Genomic DNA, 17,882 nt, shown 5'->3' with positions numbered 1-17,882 from the left:
GGCGCCGCGGGGCCGCCCCGCGGCGCCTGCGCGTCCCCCTTGCATCGGATTGATGAGTGAGTCAATTCACCCACCACCGCGACCAGTTCACCGAGTCGCACCGACAGGCAAAGGGCCGTACGGACTTCGAATTGCCTCCCGTGCTGGGCATTCTCGGTTGGTCACCCCGCCAGCCGGTCGCGCACGCGTCGAGGAGTAGCCGATGATCCCGTTGTCCTTCGCTCAGCGCCGGCTCTGGTTCCTGTACCGGCTGGAGGGGCCGTCGGCGACGTACAACATCCCCTTCGCGCTGCGCCTGGAGGGGGAGTTGGACACGGCGGCCCTGGCCGCCGCCGTGGCGGACGTCGTTGCCCGGCACGAGAGTCTGCGCACCCTGCTCGTGGAGAGTGAGGACGGCGTTCCCGAGCAGCGGATCCTGCCCGCCGAGCAGGCCGCGACGCCGTTCCGAGTGGTCGACGTGGCCGCCGAAGCGGTGGGACAGGCGATGCTCGACGTCGTGCGTGCGGGGTTCGAGCTGGACCGGGACCTGCCTCTGCGGACCGCCGTGTTCCGTGTCTCGCCCCGTGAACACACGGTGCTGTTCGTGTTCCACCACGTCGCGGCGGACGGGGCGTCGATGGCGCCGTTCGTCCGGGATCTGCTGTCAGCCTACGAGGCACGCGGGCACGGCACCGCGCCCGACTGGGCTCCGCTGCCCGTCCAGTACAAGGACTACACCGTGTGGCAGCGGCAGATGCTCGGAGACGAGGACGACCCCGACAGCGTCGCCGCCGAGCAGTTGGAGCACTGGCGCCGCGAACTCGACGGGGTGCCGCAGCCGGTTCAGCTGCCCCTGGATCGCCCACGGACCGGCTCGGGAGGTCACCGCGGCGCCGAGGTCATGTTCGAGCTGGAACCCGAACTGCTGTCCGGGGTAAGGAAGCTGGCCGCGCGGCACGGTGCCACGGCACCGATGGTCGCCCAAGCGGCCCTCGCGGTCCTGCTGCACCATCTCGGCGCGGGCAACGACCTGACCATCGGCAGCCCCATCGAAGGGCGCGCCGACGAACAGCTCGAGGACCTCATCGGGTTCTTCGCCAACACCTGGGTGCTGCGCGTCGACCTCGCCCGCAACCCCACCTTCGGCGAACTGCTGGAACAGGTCCGCGACCGGGCCCTGGCCGCCTACGACAACCAGGACGTCCCCTTCGAGCACCTGGTGGAACTCCTCGACCCCGACCGCACCACCGCCTACCAGCCGCTGTTCCAGGTCATGTTGGCCTGGCAGTTCGTCTGGCCGGAGATCGAGCTGCCGGGCCTGCGGGGCACGCTGGTCTGGCCCGGTACCGAGACGGCGAAGTTCGACCTGTTCCTCAACATCGTCCCCGACGCCTCGGGGCGGGCCTACGGACGTCTGGAGTACGCGACTGCTCTGTTCGACCACACGACGGCCGAGACCCTCGTCGACCGCTATGTGCGGGTGCTGCGGCAGGTGGTCGCACGTCCCGGGACCAGGCTCGGCACGGTGGACGTGCTCACGGGGACCGAGCGGGCAAGGCTGGCCCGGTCGAACGAGACGGCGGCTCCGGTGCCGGCGGCGACGGTCCCGGAACTGGTCGCCGCCCAGGCGGCACGGGCCCCGCAGGCGACCGCCGTGGTGTGCGGGCGGACCTCCTTGTCGTACGGGGAGCTGGAGGTCCGCGCGGGTCGGCTTGCCGCGGTGCTGCGTGAACGGGGTGTGGGGCCGGACGTTTTGGTGGCCGTGGCCCTGCCGCGTTCGGTGGACCTGGTCGTCGCGCTGCTGGCCGTCCTCAAAGCAGGCGGCGCCTACCTGCCGATCGACGCGGCGTTCCCCTCCACTCGCGCCGGCCTTCTGCTGGACACCGGACGCCCGTCCTTGGTGCTCACCCACCACGACACCGCACATATGGTGGCCGGCTGCCAGCCTCCGCTGGTGCACCTCGACGACCTGGACCTGGACCTGGACGGCCCCGTCGTCGACGCCGCGACGGCCGGGATCGGCCCCGACCATCTGGCGTACGTGATGTTCACGTCCGGATCGACAGGGACCCCCAAGGGCGTCGCCGTCACCCACGCCGGTGTCGTCAACGGCGTACGGGACCTGGCCCGGCGCCTGCGGGTCGAGGCCGGTTCGCGGGTCCTCGCGGCGACCTCGGTGAACTTCGACGTCAGCGTCTTCGAGATCTTCACCGCGCTGACGGCCGGAGCGAGCGTCGAGATCGTCCGCGACCTCCTCGAACTCGCCGAGCGCAACGCTTGGTCGGGCACCACCATAAGCGCCGTACCGGGGCTGGTGTCCGCGCTCCTCGACCAGCTCACCGCCGACGGCTCCAGCGGCCTCCACCTGGACGTGGACACCGTCGTGCTGGCCGGTGAGGAGCTCTCCGGCGACCTCGCCCGCAGGGTGCACCAGACGCTGCCGGGCACCCGGGTCGTCAACGCCTACGGCCAGACGGAGAGCTTCTACGCCTCCGCGTTCACCGTCCCGCGGGAGTGGACCGGGTCCGGTGCGGTACCGGTAGGGACCCCGCTGGCCAACATGCGGGCCCACGTCCTCGGGCCGGAACTCGCCCCGGTCGCCCCGGGCGTGACCGGTGAGCTGTACGTGGCGGGCCCGGTCGCCCGCGGCTACCACCGAAACGCCGCCGCCACCGCCGAGCGCTTCGTCGCCTGCCCGTTCGGCCCGCCGGGTACGCGCATGTACCGTACCGGCGACCTGGCCCGGTGGGACGCCGAGGGCCGGCTGACGTATGCCGGACGCGCCGACGACCAGGTCAAGGTCAACGGCATCCGCGTCGAGCCCACCGAGATCGAGACCGTCCTGGCCCGGCACCCCGCCGTCAGCCGGGCCGCCGTCACGGTGTGCGAGGACCCCTCCGGGAGCAGACGGCTCGTCGGTTACGTGGTGGCGGTGGACGGCGGTGCCGGCGACGGTGACTTCGCCCTGGACGCCGGTGTCTCGGTGGCCGACCTGCGGCGGTTCGCGGCCAGGCGGCTGCCCGACTACATGGTGCCCGCCCACCTGCTGGTCCTCGACCGGTTGCCCCTGACCCCGAGCGGGAAGCTGGACCGGGCCGCGCTGCCGGAGCCGCAGTTCGCGGGCGCCGAGTACCGGGCGCCGCGCGGCGAGGCGGAGCGGGTGCTGGCCGAGGTGTACGCCGATGTGCTGGGCGCCGGGCCCGGGCAGATCGGGGTCGACGACGACTTCTTCGCCGGTGGCGGCGACAGCATCCGTTCCATCCAGGTGGTGGCACGGGCCAAGGCGCGCGGTGTCGTCGTCACCACCCGGGAGATCTTCGAGCACCGCACGGTCGCCCGGCTCGCGGAACTGGCCGAGAGCCGGACCGGACAGGAGCCGGTGGCGCCGGCCGAGTTGGAGGGCGGGGGTGTCGGCTGGGCGCCGCTGCCGCCCACCGCCGCGCACGTGCTCGCGCTGGGAGGCGGCATCGGCCGGTTCTGCATGTCCGCGCTGCTGACCCTGCCCGAGGACACCGACCGCGCGGAACTGGTCGCCACCCTGCAGTCCGTACTGGACCGGCACGACGTACTGCGCTCCCGGCTCGACCGCGAGCGGCCGGGCCTGTGGATGGAGGCGGCCGGTCACGTCGACGCAGCCGCGCTGTTGCGCGAGGTCCCCTGGTACGCGGCCGACGCGCAGACCGAACTGGACGAGGCCGCCGACCGCCTCAACCCGGACGCGGGTGTGATGGCCCAGTTCGTGCGGCTGATGACCGACGACGGTTCGGACCGGCTGCTGATCGTGCTGCACCACCTGGTCGTCGACGGCGTCTCGTGGCGGATCCTGCTCCCGGACCTGGTGGCCGCCTGGCAGCAGGTCCGATCGGGCACTGCCACGCGACCGGCGGAGACCGGCACTTCGCTGCGCCGATGGACCCATGCCCTGGCTGAGGAAGCCGTCCGCCCCGAAAGGATCGCTGAACTACCCCTGTGGCAAGGCATCCTGGGCGGCGATGAACCGGTAGTAGGGGCCCGGGAGTTGGACGGCGTACGTGATGTCGCCGCCACCGTGGACACGGTACGCGTCGGCGTCCCGGCCGACGTCACCAAGATCCTGCTCGACACCCTGCCCAAGGTCTTCCGCGCCGGCGCCGACGACGGCCTGCTGACCGGCCTCGCCCTGGCGCTCGCGAGCTGGCGCCGGACCCGCGGCGTGTCCGGGCCACAGGCGACGTCGGCCCTGGTCCGACTTGAGGGCCACGGCCGCGAGGAACACCTCGTGCCGGGCGCGGACCTGTCCGGCACGCTCGGCTGGTTCACCGCCATGTACCCGGTCCGCCTGGACGTGACCGGCATCGACCTGGCGGACGCGTTCGAAGGCGGCCAGGCGGCCGGCCGCGCGGTCAAGGCCGTCAAGGAACAACTCCGCGCGGTACCGGACTCCGGCCTCGGCTACGGCCTGCTCGCCCATCTCAACCCCGACACCGCCGCCGCACTGGCCGGGGCGCGCCGCCCGCAGATCGGCTTCAACTACCTGGGCAGGACCTCCGGTACGGACATCCCCGAGGAACTCCGCGGCCTGGGCTGGGCGCCGGAAACCACGCGCGCCGACCTGATCGCGGCTCCCGACCCGGACATGGAGGTGCTGTCGGCGCTGGAGATCAACGCGGTCGCCGCCGACACCGGGAACGGCGAGGAACTGACCGCCTACTTCGGCTTTCCCACCGGCGTCCTGTCCCGCGAGGAGGTCGGCGAACTGGCCGGTCTGTGGGTCCGGGCGCTGACGGCGCTGGCCCGGCACACCACCACAACCGACGCCGGCGGACTGACCCCCGGCGACGCGCCCCTGGTCACCGTGACCCAACAGGAGATCGACGCCTGGGAGGCCCGCTTCGGCAGGCTCGCCGAGGTATGGCCGGCCACCCCCGCACAGTCAGGACTGCTGTTCCACGCGATGCTCGCCGGCTCCTCCTTCGACGCCTACCACATGCAACTCGTGTTCCATCTGTCCGGCGAGGTCGACGCGGAACGGATGCGCCGAGCCGGACAGGCGCTCCTGGACCGCCACCCCGCCCTGCGCGCAGCGTTCGTCGACCGGGCGGACGGCGATCTCGTCCAGGTGATACCGGAATCGGTGACGCTGCCGTGGCGGCACCTCGACCTGACCGCAGCCGAAGAGCCGCAGCGCACCGCGGAGTTCGAGCGGTTCCTCGACCAGGACCGGACCACCTACTTCGACGCGGACACTCCGCCGCTCATCCGGCTGGCCCTGGCCACCCTCGAACCCGACCGGACCGAACTCGTCCTGACCGCCCATCACGTCCTGTTCGACGGCTGGTCCACACCGCTGCTGATGCGCGACCTGCTCCTGCTCTACGCCGCCGACGGCGACCCGACCGCGCTCACCCCCGCGCGCGACTACGGCGACTTCCTCACCTGGCTCACGCAGCACGACCACGAGGAGTCCGCGCGCGTCTGGGCGGCCGAACTCGACGGTGTCCAGGAGCCCACCCTGCTCGTGCCGCACGCGGGAACGCGGCACGATTCCGCGGGCATCGGCGCCATCGAGGTCGTGTTCGAGGGTAAGCAGGGCCTGTCCCGACGGGCCGCGGAGCTGGGCGTCACCCTCAACACCCTCGTTCAGGGCGCCTGGGCCGTGCTCCTCGCCCGTCTCACTGGGCGGTCGGACATCGTCTTCGGCGCCACCGTGTCCGGGCGCCCGGCCGCGGTGAAGGACGTCGACAGCATGGTCGGGCTGTTCATCAACACCATCCCCGTCAGGGTGCGTTGTGAGCGGCAGACCACCTTCGCCGACCTGCTCACCGACCTGCTGCACCGGCAGGCGGCCCTGCTCGAGCATCACCAGCACAGCCTCGCGGAGATCCAGCAAGCCACCGGGCTGACGACGCTGTTCGACACGATGGTCGTGTTCGAGTCGTACCCCATCGACCGGGACGCCATCGGCGAGGCCAACTCCGCGGCCGGTGTGGCCATCACCGGGCTGCGCCCGTTCGCGGGCTCGCACTACCCGGTCATCCTGGCCGCCGCGGCCGATCCCCAGCTTCAGCTGGTCCTGCAATACCAGAAGGACCTGCTGGACCAGGAGTCCGCGGCCGACATCGTCGCGCGGTTCGTACGGGTCCTGGAACAGGTCGCCGCCGCGCCCGAGACCCCGATCGGCGCCATCGACGTGCTCGGCGAGGACGAACACGACCGCCTGGTACGGCAGATCAACGACACGGCCCGCCCGGTCGCCGCGACCACCCTTCCCGGCGCCTTCGAGGCCCAGGTCATCCGCACCCCGGACCGCGTCGCGGTGATCGCCGAGCAAGAGGCGATGACGTACGCCGAGTTGAACCGGCGTGCCAACTGCCTCGCGCACTGGCTGATCGACCAGGGCGCGGGACCCGAGCAACTCGTCGCGGTCAAGATTCCCCGTTCGGTGGACCTGCTCGTCGCGGTGTACGGCGTGGTCAAGGCCGGCGCCGCCTACGTACCGCTGGACACCGAACTGCCCGCAGACCGCGTACGCCACATCCTGGCCGTCGCCGACCCCCTGCTCCTGCTCGACGGGACGCTGCCGGACGTGTCGGGGTATCCGGACACCGACCCGGAGCGCACCTTGTCCCCCGACAACACGGCCTACGTCATCTTCACCTCCGGCTCCACCGGCGGCCCCAAGGGCGTCCCCGTAGCGCACCGCTCGATCACCAACCGGATCGCGTGGGGCCTGGAGCACTTCCAGGTCACCGTCGAGGACCGGATGCTGATGAGCACCTCGGCCAGCTTCGACGCCTCGGTGCCCGAGATGTTCTCCAACCTCCAGACGGGCGCCTCGATCGTCGTGGCCGGGGCCGAGGGCCGCCGCGACCCCGCCTACCTCGCCCGCCTCATCCGGCGCGAACAGGTCACCGGCGCGTTCTTCGTGCCCTCCCTGCTCTCCGCGTTCGTCACCGAACCGGCGGCCACGAACTGCACCAGCCTGCGCTGGATCGAAGTCGCAGCCGAGGCCTTCCCCGCAGCTCTGGCCAACCGCTTCACCGAACTGCTCCCCACCTGCTCCGCCCACAACCTCTACGGGCCCACCGAGGCCACTGTCGAGGTCACCGGCTGGCAGCACGTCCCCGGCGCCGACCGCGTCCCGATCGGCACCCCGATCTGGAACAACCAGGTCTACGTCCTCGACGCATCTCTGCGCCCGGTCGCCCCCGGGGTGGCCGGCGAGCTCTACCTGGCCGGCACCTGCCTGGCCCGCGGCTACCTCGGCCAGAGCGCCCTGACCTCCGAACGCTTCGTGGCCTGCCCCTTCGGCCCGGCCGGCACGCGCATGTACCGCACCGGTGACCTGGTGAAGTGGAACAAGGACGGGCAGGTCGAATACCTCGGCCGCACCGACTCCCAGGTCAAGGTCCGCGGCTTCCGCATCGAACTCGGCGAGATCGAGCACGTGCTGAGCGGCCACCCCTCGGTCGCGCAGGCCGCCGTCGTGGTCCGCGAGGACCAGAAGGGCGACCAGCGCCTGGTCGCCTACATCGAACCCGACCCCGACGCCGCCGTCACCGACACCACCGCCCAGATCGAGGAATGGCGCCACGTCTATGACGACACGTACACCGTCTCGGCCCAAGGAACGTTCGGCGAGGACTTCCAGGGCTGGAACTCCAGCTACACCGGTGAACCGATTCCGCTCCAGGAAATGGAGGAATGGCGCGACGCGGCGGTGGCGCGCGTACTGCGGTTCGCGCCGCGCCGGGTGCTGGAGATCGGCGTGGGATCCGGCCTGCTGCTGGCCAAGATAGTCGGCGAGGTCGAGGAATACTGGGGTACCGACATTTCGCCGACGGTCGTCGACCGGGTCCGGGCCCAGGCCGACGAGGCCGGTCTCGGCGACCGGGTCCGGCTCAGCGCCCAGGCGGCCGACGACCTCTCCGGGCTGCCCCGGGGCGCCTTCGACACCGTGATCGTCAACTCGGTGGCGCAGTACTTCCCGAGCGCCGAGTACCTGGACCGGGTGCTGCGCCAGGCCATGCGACTCCTCACCGACGACGGGCGGTTGATCGTCGGCGACGTCCGCAACGCCACCACCCTGCGAATGCTGACCACCGCCGTGCAGCGCGCGGCACACCCGTACGCGCCCTCGAGCGAGGTGCGGACCCTGGTGGAGCAGGCACTGCTCGCCGAGCGGGAGCTGGTGGTCGCTCCGGAGTGGTTCGCCGACTGGGCGCGTGAGCATGGCGGCAGCGTGGACATCCGGCTGAAGGCGGGGCAGGCGCACAACGAACTGACCCGGCACCGCTACGAGGTCGTAATGCACAAGGCGCCGACCGATGTCCTCGACGTTTCAGGCGTGCCCGCGGTGGCGTGGGGCGGGGAAGTCGCCAATCTGGCCGGCCTCGGTGACTGCGTCGAGCGGGCGGCCGGTGGCCCGGTGCGAGTGACCGGGATCCCCAACGCACGGCTGACCGAGGAGGCCGCGGCGGCGACCGCCACCGCCGGCCGAGGCACAGACACCGGTGCGACCGCCACCGTGGGCCGAGGCACGGCCGCCCCCGTGACCCCCGCCGGTGGCGGAGGCACCGTCGCGTCCTCCGGGCTGCCACTCGATCCGGAGGACGTCGCCGACTGGGCGCGGCGGCAGGGTCTGGACGCCGTCCTCACCTGGTCGGGCGAGACCGTCCACGCCTTCGACGCGATCCTCCTGCCCGAGCGGAAGGACGGGCTGAAGACCCTCTCCGGGGGGTTCGTTCCCCGTGCTGGTGCCGACCGGATCCGGGTGAACGCCCCGGCGCTCGCGAAGGCGATCGGCCCTCTGCTGGCGGAACTGCCCGCATACCTGCGTGAACGCCTTCCCGACTACATGGTCCCGGCAGCCTTCGTACCGCTCTCGCGGCTCCCGCTGAACCCGGCCGGAAAGATCGATCGACGAGCACTGCCCGCGCGGCACACGACCGTCGTGAGCGGTCGTGGGCCGCGCACGCCTCATGAAGAGAAGCTGTGCGCTCTCTTCAGCGAATTGCTCAGTCTGGAGAGGGTCGGCATCGACGACGACTTCTTCGCGCTCGGGGGGCACTCGCTGCTCGCCACCAGGCTGATCAATCGCGCCCGCGCCGACATGGGGATCGAGATACCGATCCGCAAGATCTTCGACCTGCCCACAGTCGCCGCGTTCGCCGAATGGTCCAGCAAGGCGGCCGCACCCCGCCGCCTCCGGTTCGAGCCGCGCGATCACACGGGGGAGAGCGCCGCGACTCCGCTGTCCTTCGCGCAGCGCCGCATGTGGATCCTGCACCAGCTGGATCGTGGCACGGCGACCTACACCATCTCCCCGACGTTCCGGCTGACCGGGACACTGGACGAGGCCGCACTCGGCGCCGCGATCGGTGACGTCGTCGCCCGGCACGAGATCCTGCGCACCACCTATGTGACCGACGCCGACGGTGAGCCTGAGCCGAGAATCCTGACGGCGGAACAGGCGCCAGTGCGGGTGCCGGTGATCGACGTGGCGCCCGAGGACGAGTCCCGGGCGATCGAGGAAGCCGCCGCTCACTGGTTCGACCTAGCGGCAGAAATACCCTTGCGGGCAACTCTGTTGCGCCGCTCCGCCCAGGAGCACGTCCTTATCCTGGTCATCCACCACATCGCCACGGACGGCAGTTCGGGGGCACCGCTTGCTCGCGATCTGGCCGAGGCCTATGCCGCGCGCCTGGACGGACGGGCCCCGGAGTGGCAGCCGTTGAGGGCGCAGTACAGGGACTACGCCCTGTGGCAGCGCGAGTTGCTCGGCGACGTGGCGGACCAGGGGAGCCTGGCCGCGGCGCAGAGCGAGTACTGGCGCAAGGAGCTGGACGGCGTACCGGAGCCGCTGAACCTGCCGCTCGACCGACCCAGGCCCGCGGTACGTAGCTCCGAGGGTGACATGGTCGCTGTCCTGGTGGGGCCCGAGTCCGCGAGCCGGCTGCGGAAACTGGCCGACGCACGCGGGGTGACCCTGTCGATGGTCCTCCAGGCCGCGCTGGGCGTGCTGCTCGGCCGACTGGGTGGCGGCGAGGACGTGCCGATCGGCAACCCGATAGCCGGCCGCACCGATGAAGGACTGGCCGACATGGTCGGATTCTTCGTCAACACCCAGGTGCTGCGGATGGATCTCTCCGGCAACCCGACGTTCGCGGACCTGCTCGCACGGGTGCGGGACAAGGCGCTGGCGGCCTACGAGCACCAGGACCTGCCGTTCGAGATGCTGGTCGAGACGCTCGACCTCGAGCGCTCCGCGGCGTACCAGCCACTGTTCCAGGTGCTGTTCGCCTGGCAGAACTTCGACAAGCGGAAACTCGAACTGCAAGGGCTGGAGGTCGAGTTCGAGCAGCACCTCACGTCCACCGCTCAGGCCGACCTGATGTTCAGCATGGCGGAGGACGACGGTACCGGGGCGCTGCGAGGCGACCTCGTCTACGCGACCGAGCTGTTCGACCGGGAAACGGCCGAGGCGATCGCCGCGGGGTTCGTGTCGGTGCTGGACCAGTTGGTCGCCGCCCCGCGGACTCCGGTCAATGCGATCGAGGTGCCGGGGGCCGCACAAGGCAGGCTCGCGAAGGAGCCGAGCGACCGCGGTCCGGGAACCACGCGCGAGGGGAACATGAGCGACTCCGGTCCGCGCAACACGCACGAGGAGAAACTGTGCGCCCTGTTCGGCGAGTTGCTCGAGGTCGAAGGGGTCGGAATCAACGAGGACTTCTTCGCGCTCGGAGGGAATCCGGACCTGGCCACCCGCTTGAGCACACGCATATGCGAAGAGTTCGGCATCGACCTGCCTCTCAAGACGATCACGGACTACCCCACGGTGGCCGAGCTGGGCGGGCTGGTCGTCGTCGGCGGTACACCTGACGACCAGAGCGACTCGTACGGAGTGGTACTGCCCCTGAACAGGGATCCCGGTACGGGCAAGCCGCCCCTGTGGTTCTTCCACGGTGGCGGCGGCCTGGGCTGGGCGTTCTTCACCTTCGCCCCGCATGTGAAGGACCGGGCGGCGTACTCCTTGCAGTCCCGTGGCTCCAACGGCAAGGATCCGCTGGCGGGTTCGGTGGAGGAGATGATCGACGACTACCTCACCCAGATCCTCGCCCGCCAGCCGGAAGGCCCGTACCACCTGATCGGCTGGTCCTTCGGCGGCCCGGTCGTGCACGCGGCCGCGGCGGAGCTGGAACGGCGCGGCCACCGTGTCGGCCTCGTCGCGGTCCTGGACGCCCCACCCGCGACCACGTCCGCGGACAGCCCGTTCAAGCAGGTGGCGGGCAGGACGGCGGCGATGTACCGGGGGGACGTCGAGGAGGTGTTCGGCGAGTACATGAACACCGACAACCTGGACGGTTTCCTGGAGGACATGTCCAAGGTGGGCGCCAACAACCTCAACAAGATGGCGGTGTTCGCGTCACCGGTCTACCGAGGCGACCTGGTCTACTTCAACGCGAAGTGCGACAAGGTCGACGGGCTGACGTCGTACGGGCCCGGCTGGCGCCCGTACGTCCTCGGCTCCCTGGAGGAGTACGACATCGACGCTTCCCACCACGACCTGCACATGCCGGGGCCGGCGGGCCAGATCATGGACGTGATCGCCCGCAGGCTGGCGGAGTGAGCCGAGGACCTCCGGGCGACGGGCCGGACCTCAGATCTCGCATAGGGAGAATTCGCGCTCGCAGAGCTTGTTCGCGCCGGGCGTGACCTTGCTTGTTGCGTGAATGTGCCTGAGGCTGCGGGCACGCTCGTCGGGCTGTTGCTGGAATCGTAGTAGGCCCGGCAGACGGAATCGTGCAGGGCTGATGACGATCCCGCTCTCCCCCGGGCTTGCCCTTCGCCCCAGTTGGTTCACGAAGCGAGCCGACTGGGGGCATGTGGGGAGCGGAAAGCTGACGGGCTCACCCATCACACAGGGGTGAGCCCGTCAGCTTGGGACGGCTCAGTATGAGGAGGGGACGAAACCTTCTGACTGGTCGAGGTGGAAGGGAGAGCCCGGCATCTCTGGAGTCCATCCGTTGGCCTGTGCGATGCGGATGCCGTCAGCGACGGCATAAGGAACGACCGCGCTGGCTGACTCGATCCGCCAGTTGTTTGGATGCGGCTGGTTGGTCGTGACCACCACCGTGCTGCCCGGCGAGTCGGCCAGTTCGACCGCGTAGGTCAGTGGTGACCAGAGCAGGGCCTGGCAGTAGGTCGGGCGCCGGCGGATTCTCCAACGGTAGGTGATGCCGTCGACCGTGATGCGCCGGGATCCCTTCTTCACCAATGCCATGCCATATCCCCCTCGCAGAGAAAAGTATCGGCTTGCGACGGGTGGTTGGATGGAGTTTCCCGCCGGGTCGTGACGAGTCGTTTCCCCAGTGAACCCCAGTGCCCAGTCGGGTGAACCCGGCGCTGACAGGCTTCTGGCGGCTGCTCCCGACCCGCCTCACCGGGGCCCGTGATGATCACTTTGGTGCGGGCCGCGACCGCGGCCGCCGCAACCCTCGCCCTGCCCCTGCCCCCCTTCGCGCACGCCGTCAACGCCCCGCAGCGCCTCGTGCCGGAGACGCTGCCGATCGGCCTGGTCGTCGACGCCCTCCCCCTGGCCCCCGAGGACCGCACCGGCTGCCAGCGCACCAGCTTCAAGCACTGGACGGACGGCGACATCCCTTCCGACGGCTGCAACGCCCGCAACGAAGTCCTCTTGCGCGAGGACAACCGACTACCACCGACACCAAACCGAGGAATGATTCCTCACTCCTCGTCAAAAGCCTCGAGCAGGCGCTCGTACGCCAGTTTCGGCCGTAGGGCCGCGTCCCACGGCAGGGAATCAGCCGTGCGCGGAGGATAGATCTTGGTGTCGGCGGTGGAACCGTACCGGTCGGTGAATCCCCACGTGGAGAACGATGTGCAGTTCGGCTCCTCCAGGCAGACCCGCAGCTTGCCCGCCATCTCATCAGCCTGGGTCTGCCGCCCGTCCTCCTCGTCCTCACCTATGGGCACGTCCATCTCCGACACCCGCGCCTGAATCCCGAGCTCCGCCAGATCCCGCACATGGCTGCGGAAGGTCTCCGGGTCGATGCGGTCATCGGGTGCGTACTCGTGGTTCTGGAAACCCACGCCGTCGATCGGAACGCCGCGTTCCTTGAGTCGCTCGACCAGATCGTAAAGGGCGTCCCACCGCTCGCCTTCCTCCTCGACCCCGTACTCGTTGAGGAACAACCGCGCCTTCGGATCAGCGCGGTGGGCGGCCCTGAACGCCTCGTCGATGTACTCCTCGCCCATGGCCTCGAACCACGGGCTCTGCTCGGAACGCAGACCGAGATCCCCGTTGGTGTAGCTCTTCTCGTCGTCGGACATGGGCTCGTTGACCACATCCCATTCCGCGACCTTTCCCTTGAAGTGCCCGGCGACCGTGGCGATGTGCCGGAGCATGGTCCGGCGCACCTCCTCGGGGTCGTCGTTCTCCCGCATCCAGTCGGGCAGAGCCTCGTGCCAGACGAGGGTGTGCGCGTGCACCTTCATGTCGTTCGCGCGGGCGAAGCGTACGAGCAGGTCCGCGTCGCGGAAGTCGTAGACGCCCCGGCGTGGGTGGAGGAACTGTGGCTTGAACGCGTTCTCCGGAGTGAGCATGGAGAACTGGCTCCCCGCGAGCGCCCGGTAGCGTGAGTCGGTGAGCAGCGGGTTCTCGGCCAGGGCGGCGCCGACGTCGAACGGCCGCCCCACGTCTGCGGCCCGCGCACGCAGCGAGTCGTCGGACTGCTCCTGGCGTAGCTGCGGCGCCTTGATCACGCGGAGCGCGTCACCGCTCTCTGCCCGCGCCGTCAGTTGCGTCAGACGCCATCCCTCGCGGCGCTCGTCTTCGCCCGCGTCCGCCTCGAGACCGAACCAGACAGTGCCCTCGGCGAACACCCCCGGGTCCTGCACGGTTCCCAGCCGCCGCCCGTCGGCTTTCACGCGGAAGGTGTCACCGATGCTCGACACGGCGAGCGTCACCGTCCCGGAGCAGCCGCAGTCGAAATTCTTGGAGGTGGCCGGCTCATCGCCCTCGCCGTCCCATATCTGTACCTTCACTTGTCCGTCGGCGGTCACACCGACGCGGAGTGAGGGCCGCTCCTGGCGCCACTCGTCGTAGATGACCGGCACCCGTCCGTACAGCCGCAGCCATGAGTCGCCGGCATCGTCACCCACACCGGACATGCGCGCGGTGACGGTGAAGTCGCCATCGGACCTGAGATGCGGGCCGGCCAGGTTCAGCGGGGGGTTGGGCTGGCCGCCGGAGGAGTCCTGCTCCACGATCCGCCGATCCGATGCGCTGACCCGCAGGATGTCGTTCCGCGCGGTGGTCCCCGGCATCTGCGTCCAGTCGTGGTTGCGCAGAAGGTCTTCGCCGTTTCCGCCGCCCGCGCCTTCGCGCTGCCCCGTACACCCGGCCGCCACCGCCATGACGAGCACCGCGGCGGTCAGTCGCTGCCACGTCCCCCCACCAAGGTCCACGAACCCTCCCACTCTCTTGTTCGAGACGAGATCAACGTCTCGAAACCGGGCCACAGTTCATCACACACGGGGTACGGCGTCCTTGCGTGGCACGTCCCAGCTGGTGTGGCGGAGCGGGCAACGGACCTCTGCACGGACGGTCGCCTTGAGCAACCCCGTGGAGGCCGTCCTGCGGCGCGACCTCGACATGCTGCGCTTCCTTGACGGCACGGGGATGTACCAGGGAAGGGAGGACCAGCACCTGGTTCCACCAATTCAAACGGCTCCGGATCCGCTACGCTGTCCTGCTTCAACTCGCCTGCACCATCTTGCGCTTGCGTCAGCTCCGCGCATCAGGATGAGACAGGGGCCGGAGCGGCGGACTTCGAAGGCCAATCGAGGACGGTCAGCTCCGGCCATTCTCGCCGCCAGCGGGCCGTCTTGGTCTCGTACACCTCACGCGGGGCCAGCACTGGATTGGGCCGGACGACGAGATTGAACACGTCGGAGAGCCCGTGCGGTGCATAGACGCGCCACTGCCCGTCTCCCTCCAAGCGCACGCCCAGGCAGCACGTGGTAGCCGCGAAGTTGTCGATGGCAGTCTCGGTCGAGGCGTACGGGGTGCACGCTACGCCGAACTTCTGCTCGTACCAAAGGTGGACGCGGGCTTCGTTGCGGACCTCGACGTCTGCCGGCAGCCCGGCAAAGGTTGCTGCGGCAGCCTTGATCACCGCGTCCTCTGCTTCCCACGACAGATCGTGGTCGTCGAAGTAGAAGACGTCATAGTCCTTGATCCCACTGGTGGGGGGCCTGTCCGTGACCACGTTCCAGACGGTCTGGAACACGCAGCCCGCCGTCAGATACCAGCCCGGCAGCCCCAGTGCCACCGTGCGCTTCAGCACCTCCAACAGCACCTCGTTGCGGGACAGTACTGACTTCAGAGCAGCGAGCTGCTCGTCGAGCGGAAGGCGACCAATCACCGCTCATGCCTACCACGTGACGGGCCAATAGCGCCTGTAGATCGCCCTCGAGGCTCGTCCGACGAATCTCATCTCGCCGATCTCGCTGGGGATTTCGGTCGGCAACATGCACGACCGGCTCGGCCTGGAATCCCTCGTGCGCGGGATTCCGCCCGTCCGTCCCCGTCGCGGTCCAGGGCAGCCAAGGCCGGCAAAGCTGCATGGAGAGAAGGGCTACGACTACGACCACCTGCGCCGCTGGCTCAGCAAGCGCGGCATCCGCCATCGCGTCGCAGGCAAGGGCATCGAGCCTTCAAAAGAGCCTCGGCCGCCACCGCTGAGTCGTCGAGAAGACCGTGTCCTGGCTCGCCAGCCGCTGTCGTCTCCACCGCCGCTACGAGCGCAAGGCCGAACACTTCCTCGCCTTCGTGGGCATCTCCGCAGCCCTCATCTGCCACCGTCGCCTCACCGTATGGTCGACGCCTGAGTCGATACGGGCGTCGAGCACGCAAACCGCAGAGTGAGCAACTCCTCCCCTGGACTCGTGCGCATGCGTGGGGGCCCGTGGCTGGACAGGTTGCCGCCCTCGCTGATGGTGTACGCGTCCACTCCCCACCTGCCACACCGCCCGTCTACTTCGCACCGCGAGAACCGGACGCTGCCGCGAGCACTCCGGCACGATAGGTGCTGGGGCTTCGGCCCTTGTGGCGTTTGAACGCGGCACTGAAGCCGAAAGCGTCGGCATAGCCGACGGACCTGGCGATCTGCGCAATGCCGAGGTCGGTGTCGGACAGCAGCGCCTCGGCCTCCTCCATTCGGCATTCGGTGACGTAGGCGAGAGGCGGGCGGCCCATCAGGCGGGTGAAGCGCTTGGCGAACAGTGCCCGGGAGACGCCGGCTTGAGCGGCCAGGGAGGCCACTGTCCAGGGTTCGGCGGGCCGGTTGTGAAAGGACTGCAGCGCGGGCGCGAGGACCGGGTCGGCAAGGCCTCGGTACCAACTCGGCGCGTCGGCGCCGGCCTTGTCGAACCAGATGCGCAACGTGCACACCAGGGCCCAGTCGAGGAGTCGGTCCATCAGTGCCTGCGATCCGGCCGAGAGACGGGCGGCGTCGGCGGCGGCCGTCTCCAGCCAGGCACAGACCTCGGCGTCGTCCTCGACCACCAGAACAGGGGGCAGGGCACGCAGCAGCCGCTCGTGGCGGTGGCCCGATGCACGATAGGCGCCCACGATCAGCGCAGTCGCCTTCTCCGAGTCGGCGCCCCACTGGATACCGACGAGTTCCCGCGCACCGCACTCGGGGCTGTCGGCGAAACAGGTGATCTCGTAGGCGGCGTGGGAGCCGTCCAGGGTGGCGGGGTGGTCCACGAGGTGGAACGGGTCAGGTCCGCGCACGATGGCGGTGTGGCCCGCGTGGATCGCTTGTTCCGTTCCGTCGGACAGCAGTAGAACACCCCCGCCCCGCAGCACGCTGATCATGGTGAGTGGCGCGATGTCCGCGAAGCGGACGGCCCAGGGCACCGTGAGGACGACGTGACTGACGACCGCTCCCTCGGCACGAATGCCGCTCAGCAGAGAACTCAGAGGATCCATGGGAGGCACCGTAGACGATCTCCTATGTTTCGGAGCGACTCTCCCATGGATCATCTACTCCATCGCGGCTGAAGTGGACTCGTACACCGGGCCGACCGAGACCAACCGGGAGACACCGTGAGGCAGCAGGACAGCCGTGCCAGAACAGCCCTCGTCGTCGTCGCACACCACCGCACCGATTCCCTCACCGCGCACACGGCCCGCCATGCCGCCGCACAGCTCGAAACCGCCGGATACCGCGTCGACCTGCTCGACTTGCACGCCGAGGGGTTCGACCCGCGGATGAACGTGGCGGACCAGCCGGACTGGGCCAACCGGGAAAAGAGGTACTCGGACGAGGTGCACACCCACATGCGGCGCGTCCTCGACGCCGATGCCGTCGTCGCCGTCTTCCCGGTGTACTGGCAGGGCATGCCCGCCATCCTCAAAGGCTGGATCGACCGCGTATGGAACTACGGTTTCGCCTATGGCCGCAACAAGCCCTACCTCGCCGGCAGGCGCATCCTCTGGCTGGGCCTGGCCGGCGCCACTGCCGACGATCCGATCGTGGCAGGCATGCGGACCATCCTCGAAACCAGCCTGAACGAGGGCATCGCCTACTACTGCGGTTTCTCCCGCTCCACCGTCGGCCTGCTCACCGACGCGGAAGAACGCCCCCAGCGCATCGATGGTGAAGGCAATCTTGTGGTCGGTGACGCGATCACAGGCGCGGAGCGAGAGGCGCAGTACACGGCTTTCGACCGTCGCACAGGGGAGTTCGTGGAGGCTTTCATCGCCCAGGAACCCGTGGCGGCCTGACGCCCACGCATCGCAGGAACACGAGAGGCCACGTCGACGTCCCTCCGTTGCGAGGACAGTTGCACAGTGGCCTGCCATTTGAGCAGGGAGCAGACACCGGCAGACG

The 17,882-nt window shown here is 69.5% G+C and carries 5 protein-coding genes and 2 pseudogenes; 3 read left to right on the top strand and 4 right to left on the bottom strand.

Annotated elements, in window-relative coordinates; translation table 11 throughout:
- Positions 1 to 205 precede the first annotated feature (205 nt).
- A pseudogene (locus tag ACZ4VA_RS37810) lies at positions 206 to 11,587 on the top strand (amino acid adenylation domain-containing protein); the annotation flags it as partial.
- 321 nt (positions 11,588 to 11,908) lie between these two features.
- Here the strand turns inward: ACZ4VA_RS37810 and ACZ4VA_RS37805 are convergent.
- The 3 genes from ACZ4VA_RS37805 to ACZ4VA_RS37795 form a co-directional block, all read right to left on the bottom strand.
- A complete protein-coding gene (locus ACZ4VA_RS37805; protein ID WP_468084450.1) occupies positions 11,909 to 12,241 on the bottom strand; it encodes a hypothetical protein in 333 nt (110 codons plus the stop codon).
- A 464-nt stretch (positions 12,242 to 12,705) separates the two neighbouring features.
- A complete protein-coding gene (locus ACZ4VA_RS37800) occupies positions 12,706 to 14,448 on the bottom strand; it encodes an endo-1,4-beta-xylanase (protein WP_468084448.1) in 1,743 nt (580 codons plus the stop codon).
- A 332-nt stretch (positions 14,449 to 14,780) separates the two neighbouring features.
- Positions 14,781 to 15,407 carry a nucleotidyltransferase family protein gene (locus ACZ4VA_RS37795; RefSeq protein WP_356243952.1) on the bottom strand — a complete coding sequence of 209 codons (627 nt, stop codon included), beginning with the start codon at positions 15,405 to 15,407 and terminating at the stop codon, positions 14,781 to 14,783.
- 76 nt (positions 15,408 to 15,483) lie between these two features.
- On the opposite strand from ACZ4VA_RS37795, the pseudogene ACZ4VA_RS37790 reads away from it, so the two are divergent.
- Positions 15,484 to 15,910 (top strand): annotated as a pseudogene (locus tag ACZ4VA_RS37790) (transposase); the annotation flags it as partial.
- A gap of 108 nt (positions 15,911 to 16,018) precedes the next feature.
- Here ACZ4VA_RS37790 and ACZ4VA_RS37785 read toward each other — a convergent pair.
- Positions 16,019 to 16,978, bottom strand: coding sequence for an AraC family transcriptional regulator (locus ACZ4VA_RS37785; RefSeq protein ID WP_468084445.1), 960 nt, complete (start codon positions 16,976 to 16,978; stop codon positions 16,019 to 16,021).
- 117 nt (positions 16,979 to 17,095) lie between these two features.
- Here ACZ4VA_RS37785 and ACZ4VA_RS37780 point away from each other — a divergent pair, with 117 nt between their 5' ends.
- A complete protein-coding gene (locus ACZ4VA_RS37780; protein WP_355793663.1) occupies positions 17,096 to 17,776 on the top strand; it encodes an NAD(P)H oxidoreductase in 681 nt (226 codons plus the stop codon).
- The last annotated feature ends 106 nt before the right edge of the window (positions 17,777 to 17,882 follow it).

The organism is Streptomyces sp. NPDC028308 (assembly GCF_055565855.1).
Note: the sequence above shows the minus strand (reverse complement) of the source record. Positions and strands in the feature narration are given on the sequence as shown.

Bases quoted from the DNA above. Each gene is read 5' to 3' on its own strand.
- ACZ4VA_RS37785 (WP_468084445.1), bottom strand. From the start codon at position 16,978: ATGGATCCTCTGAGTTCTCTGCTGAGCGGCATTCGTGCCGAGGGAGCG.
- ACZ4VA_RS37805 (WP_468084450.1), bottom strand. From the start codon at position 12,241: ATGGCATTGGTGAAGAAGGGATCCCGGCGCATCACGGTCGACGGCATC.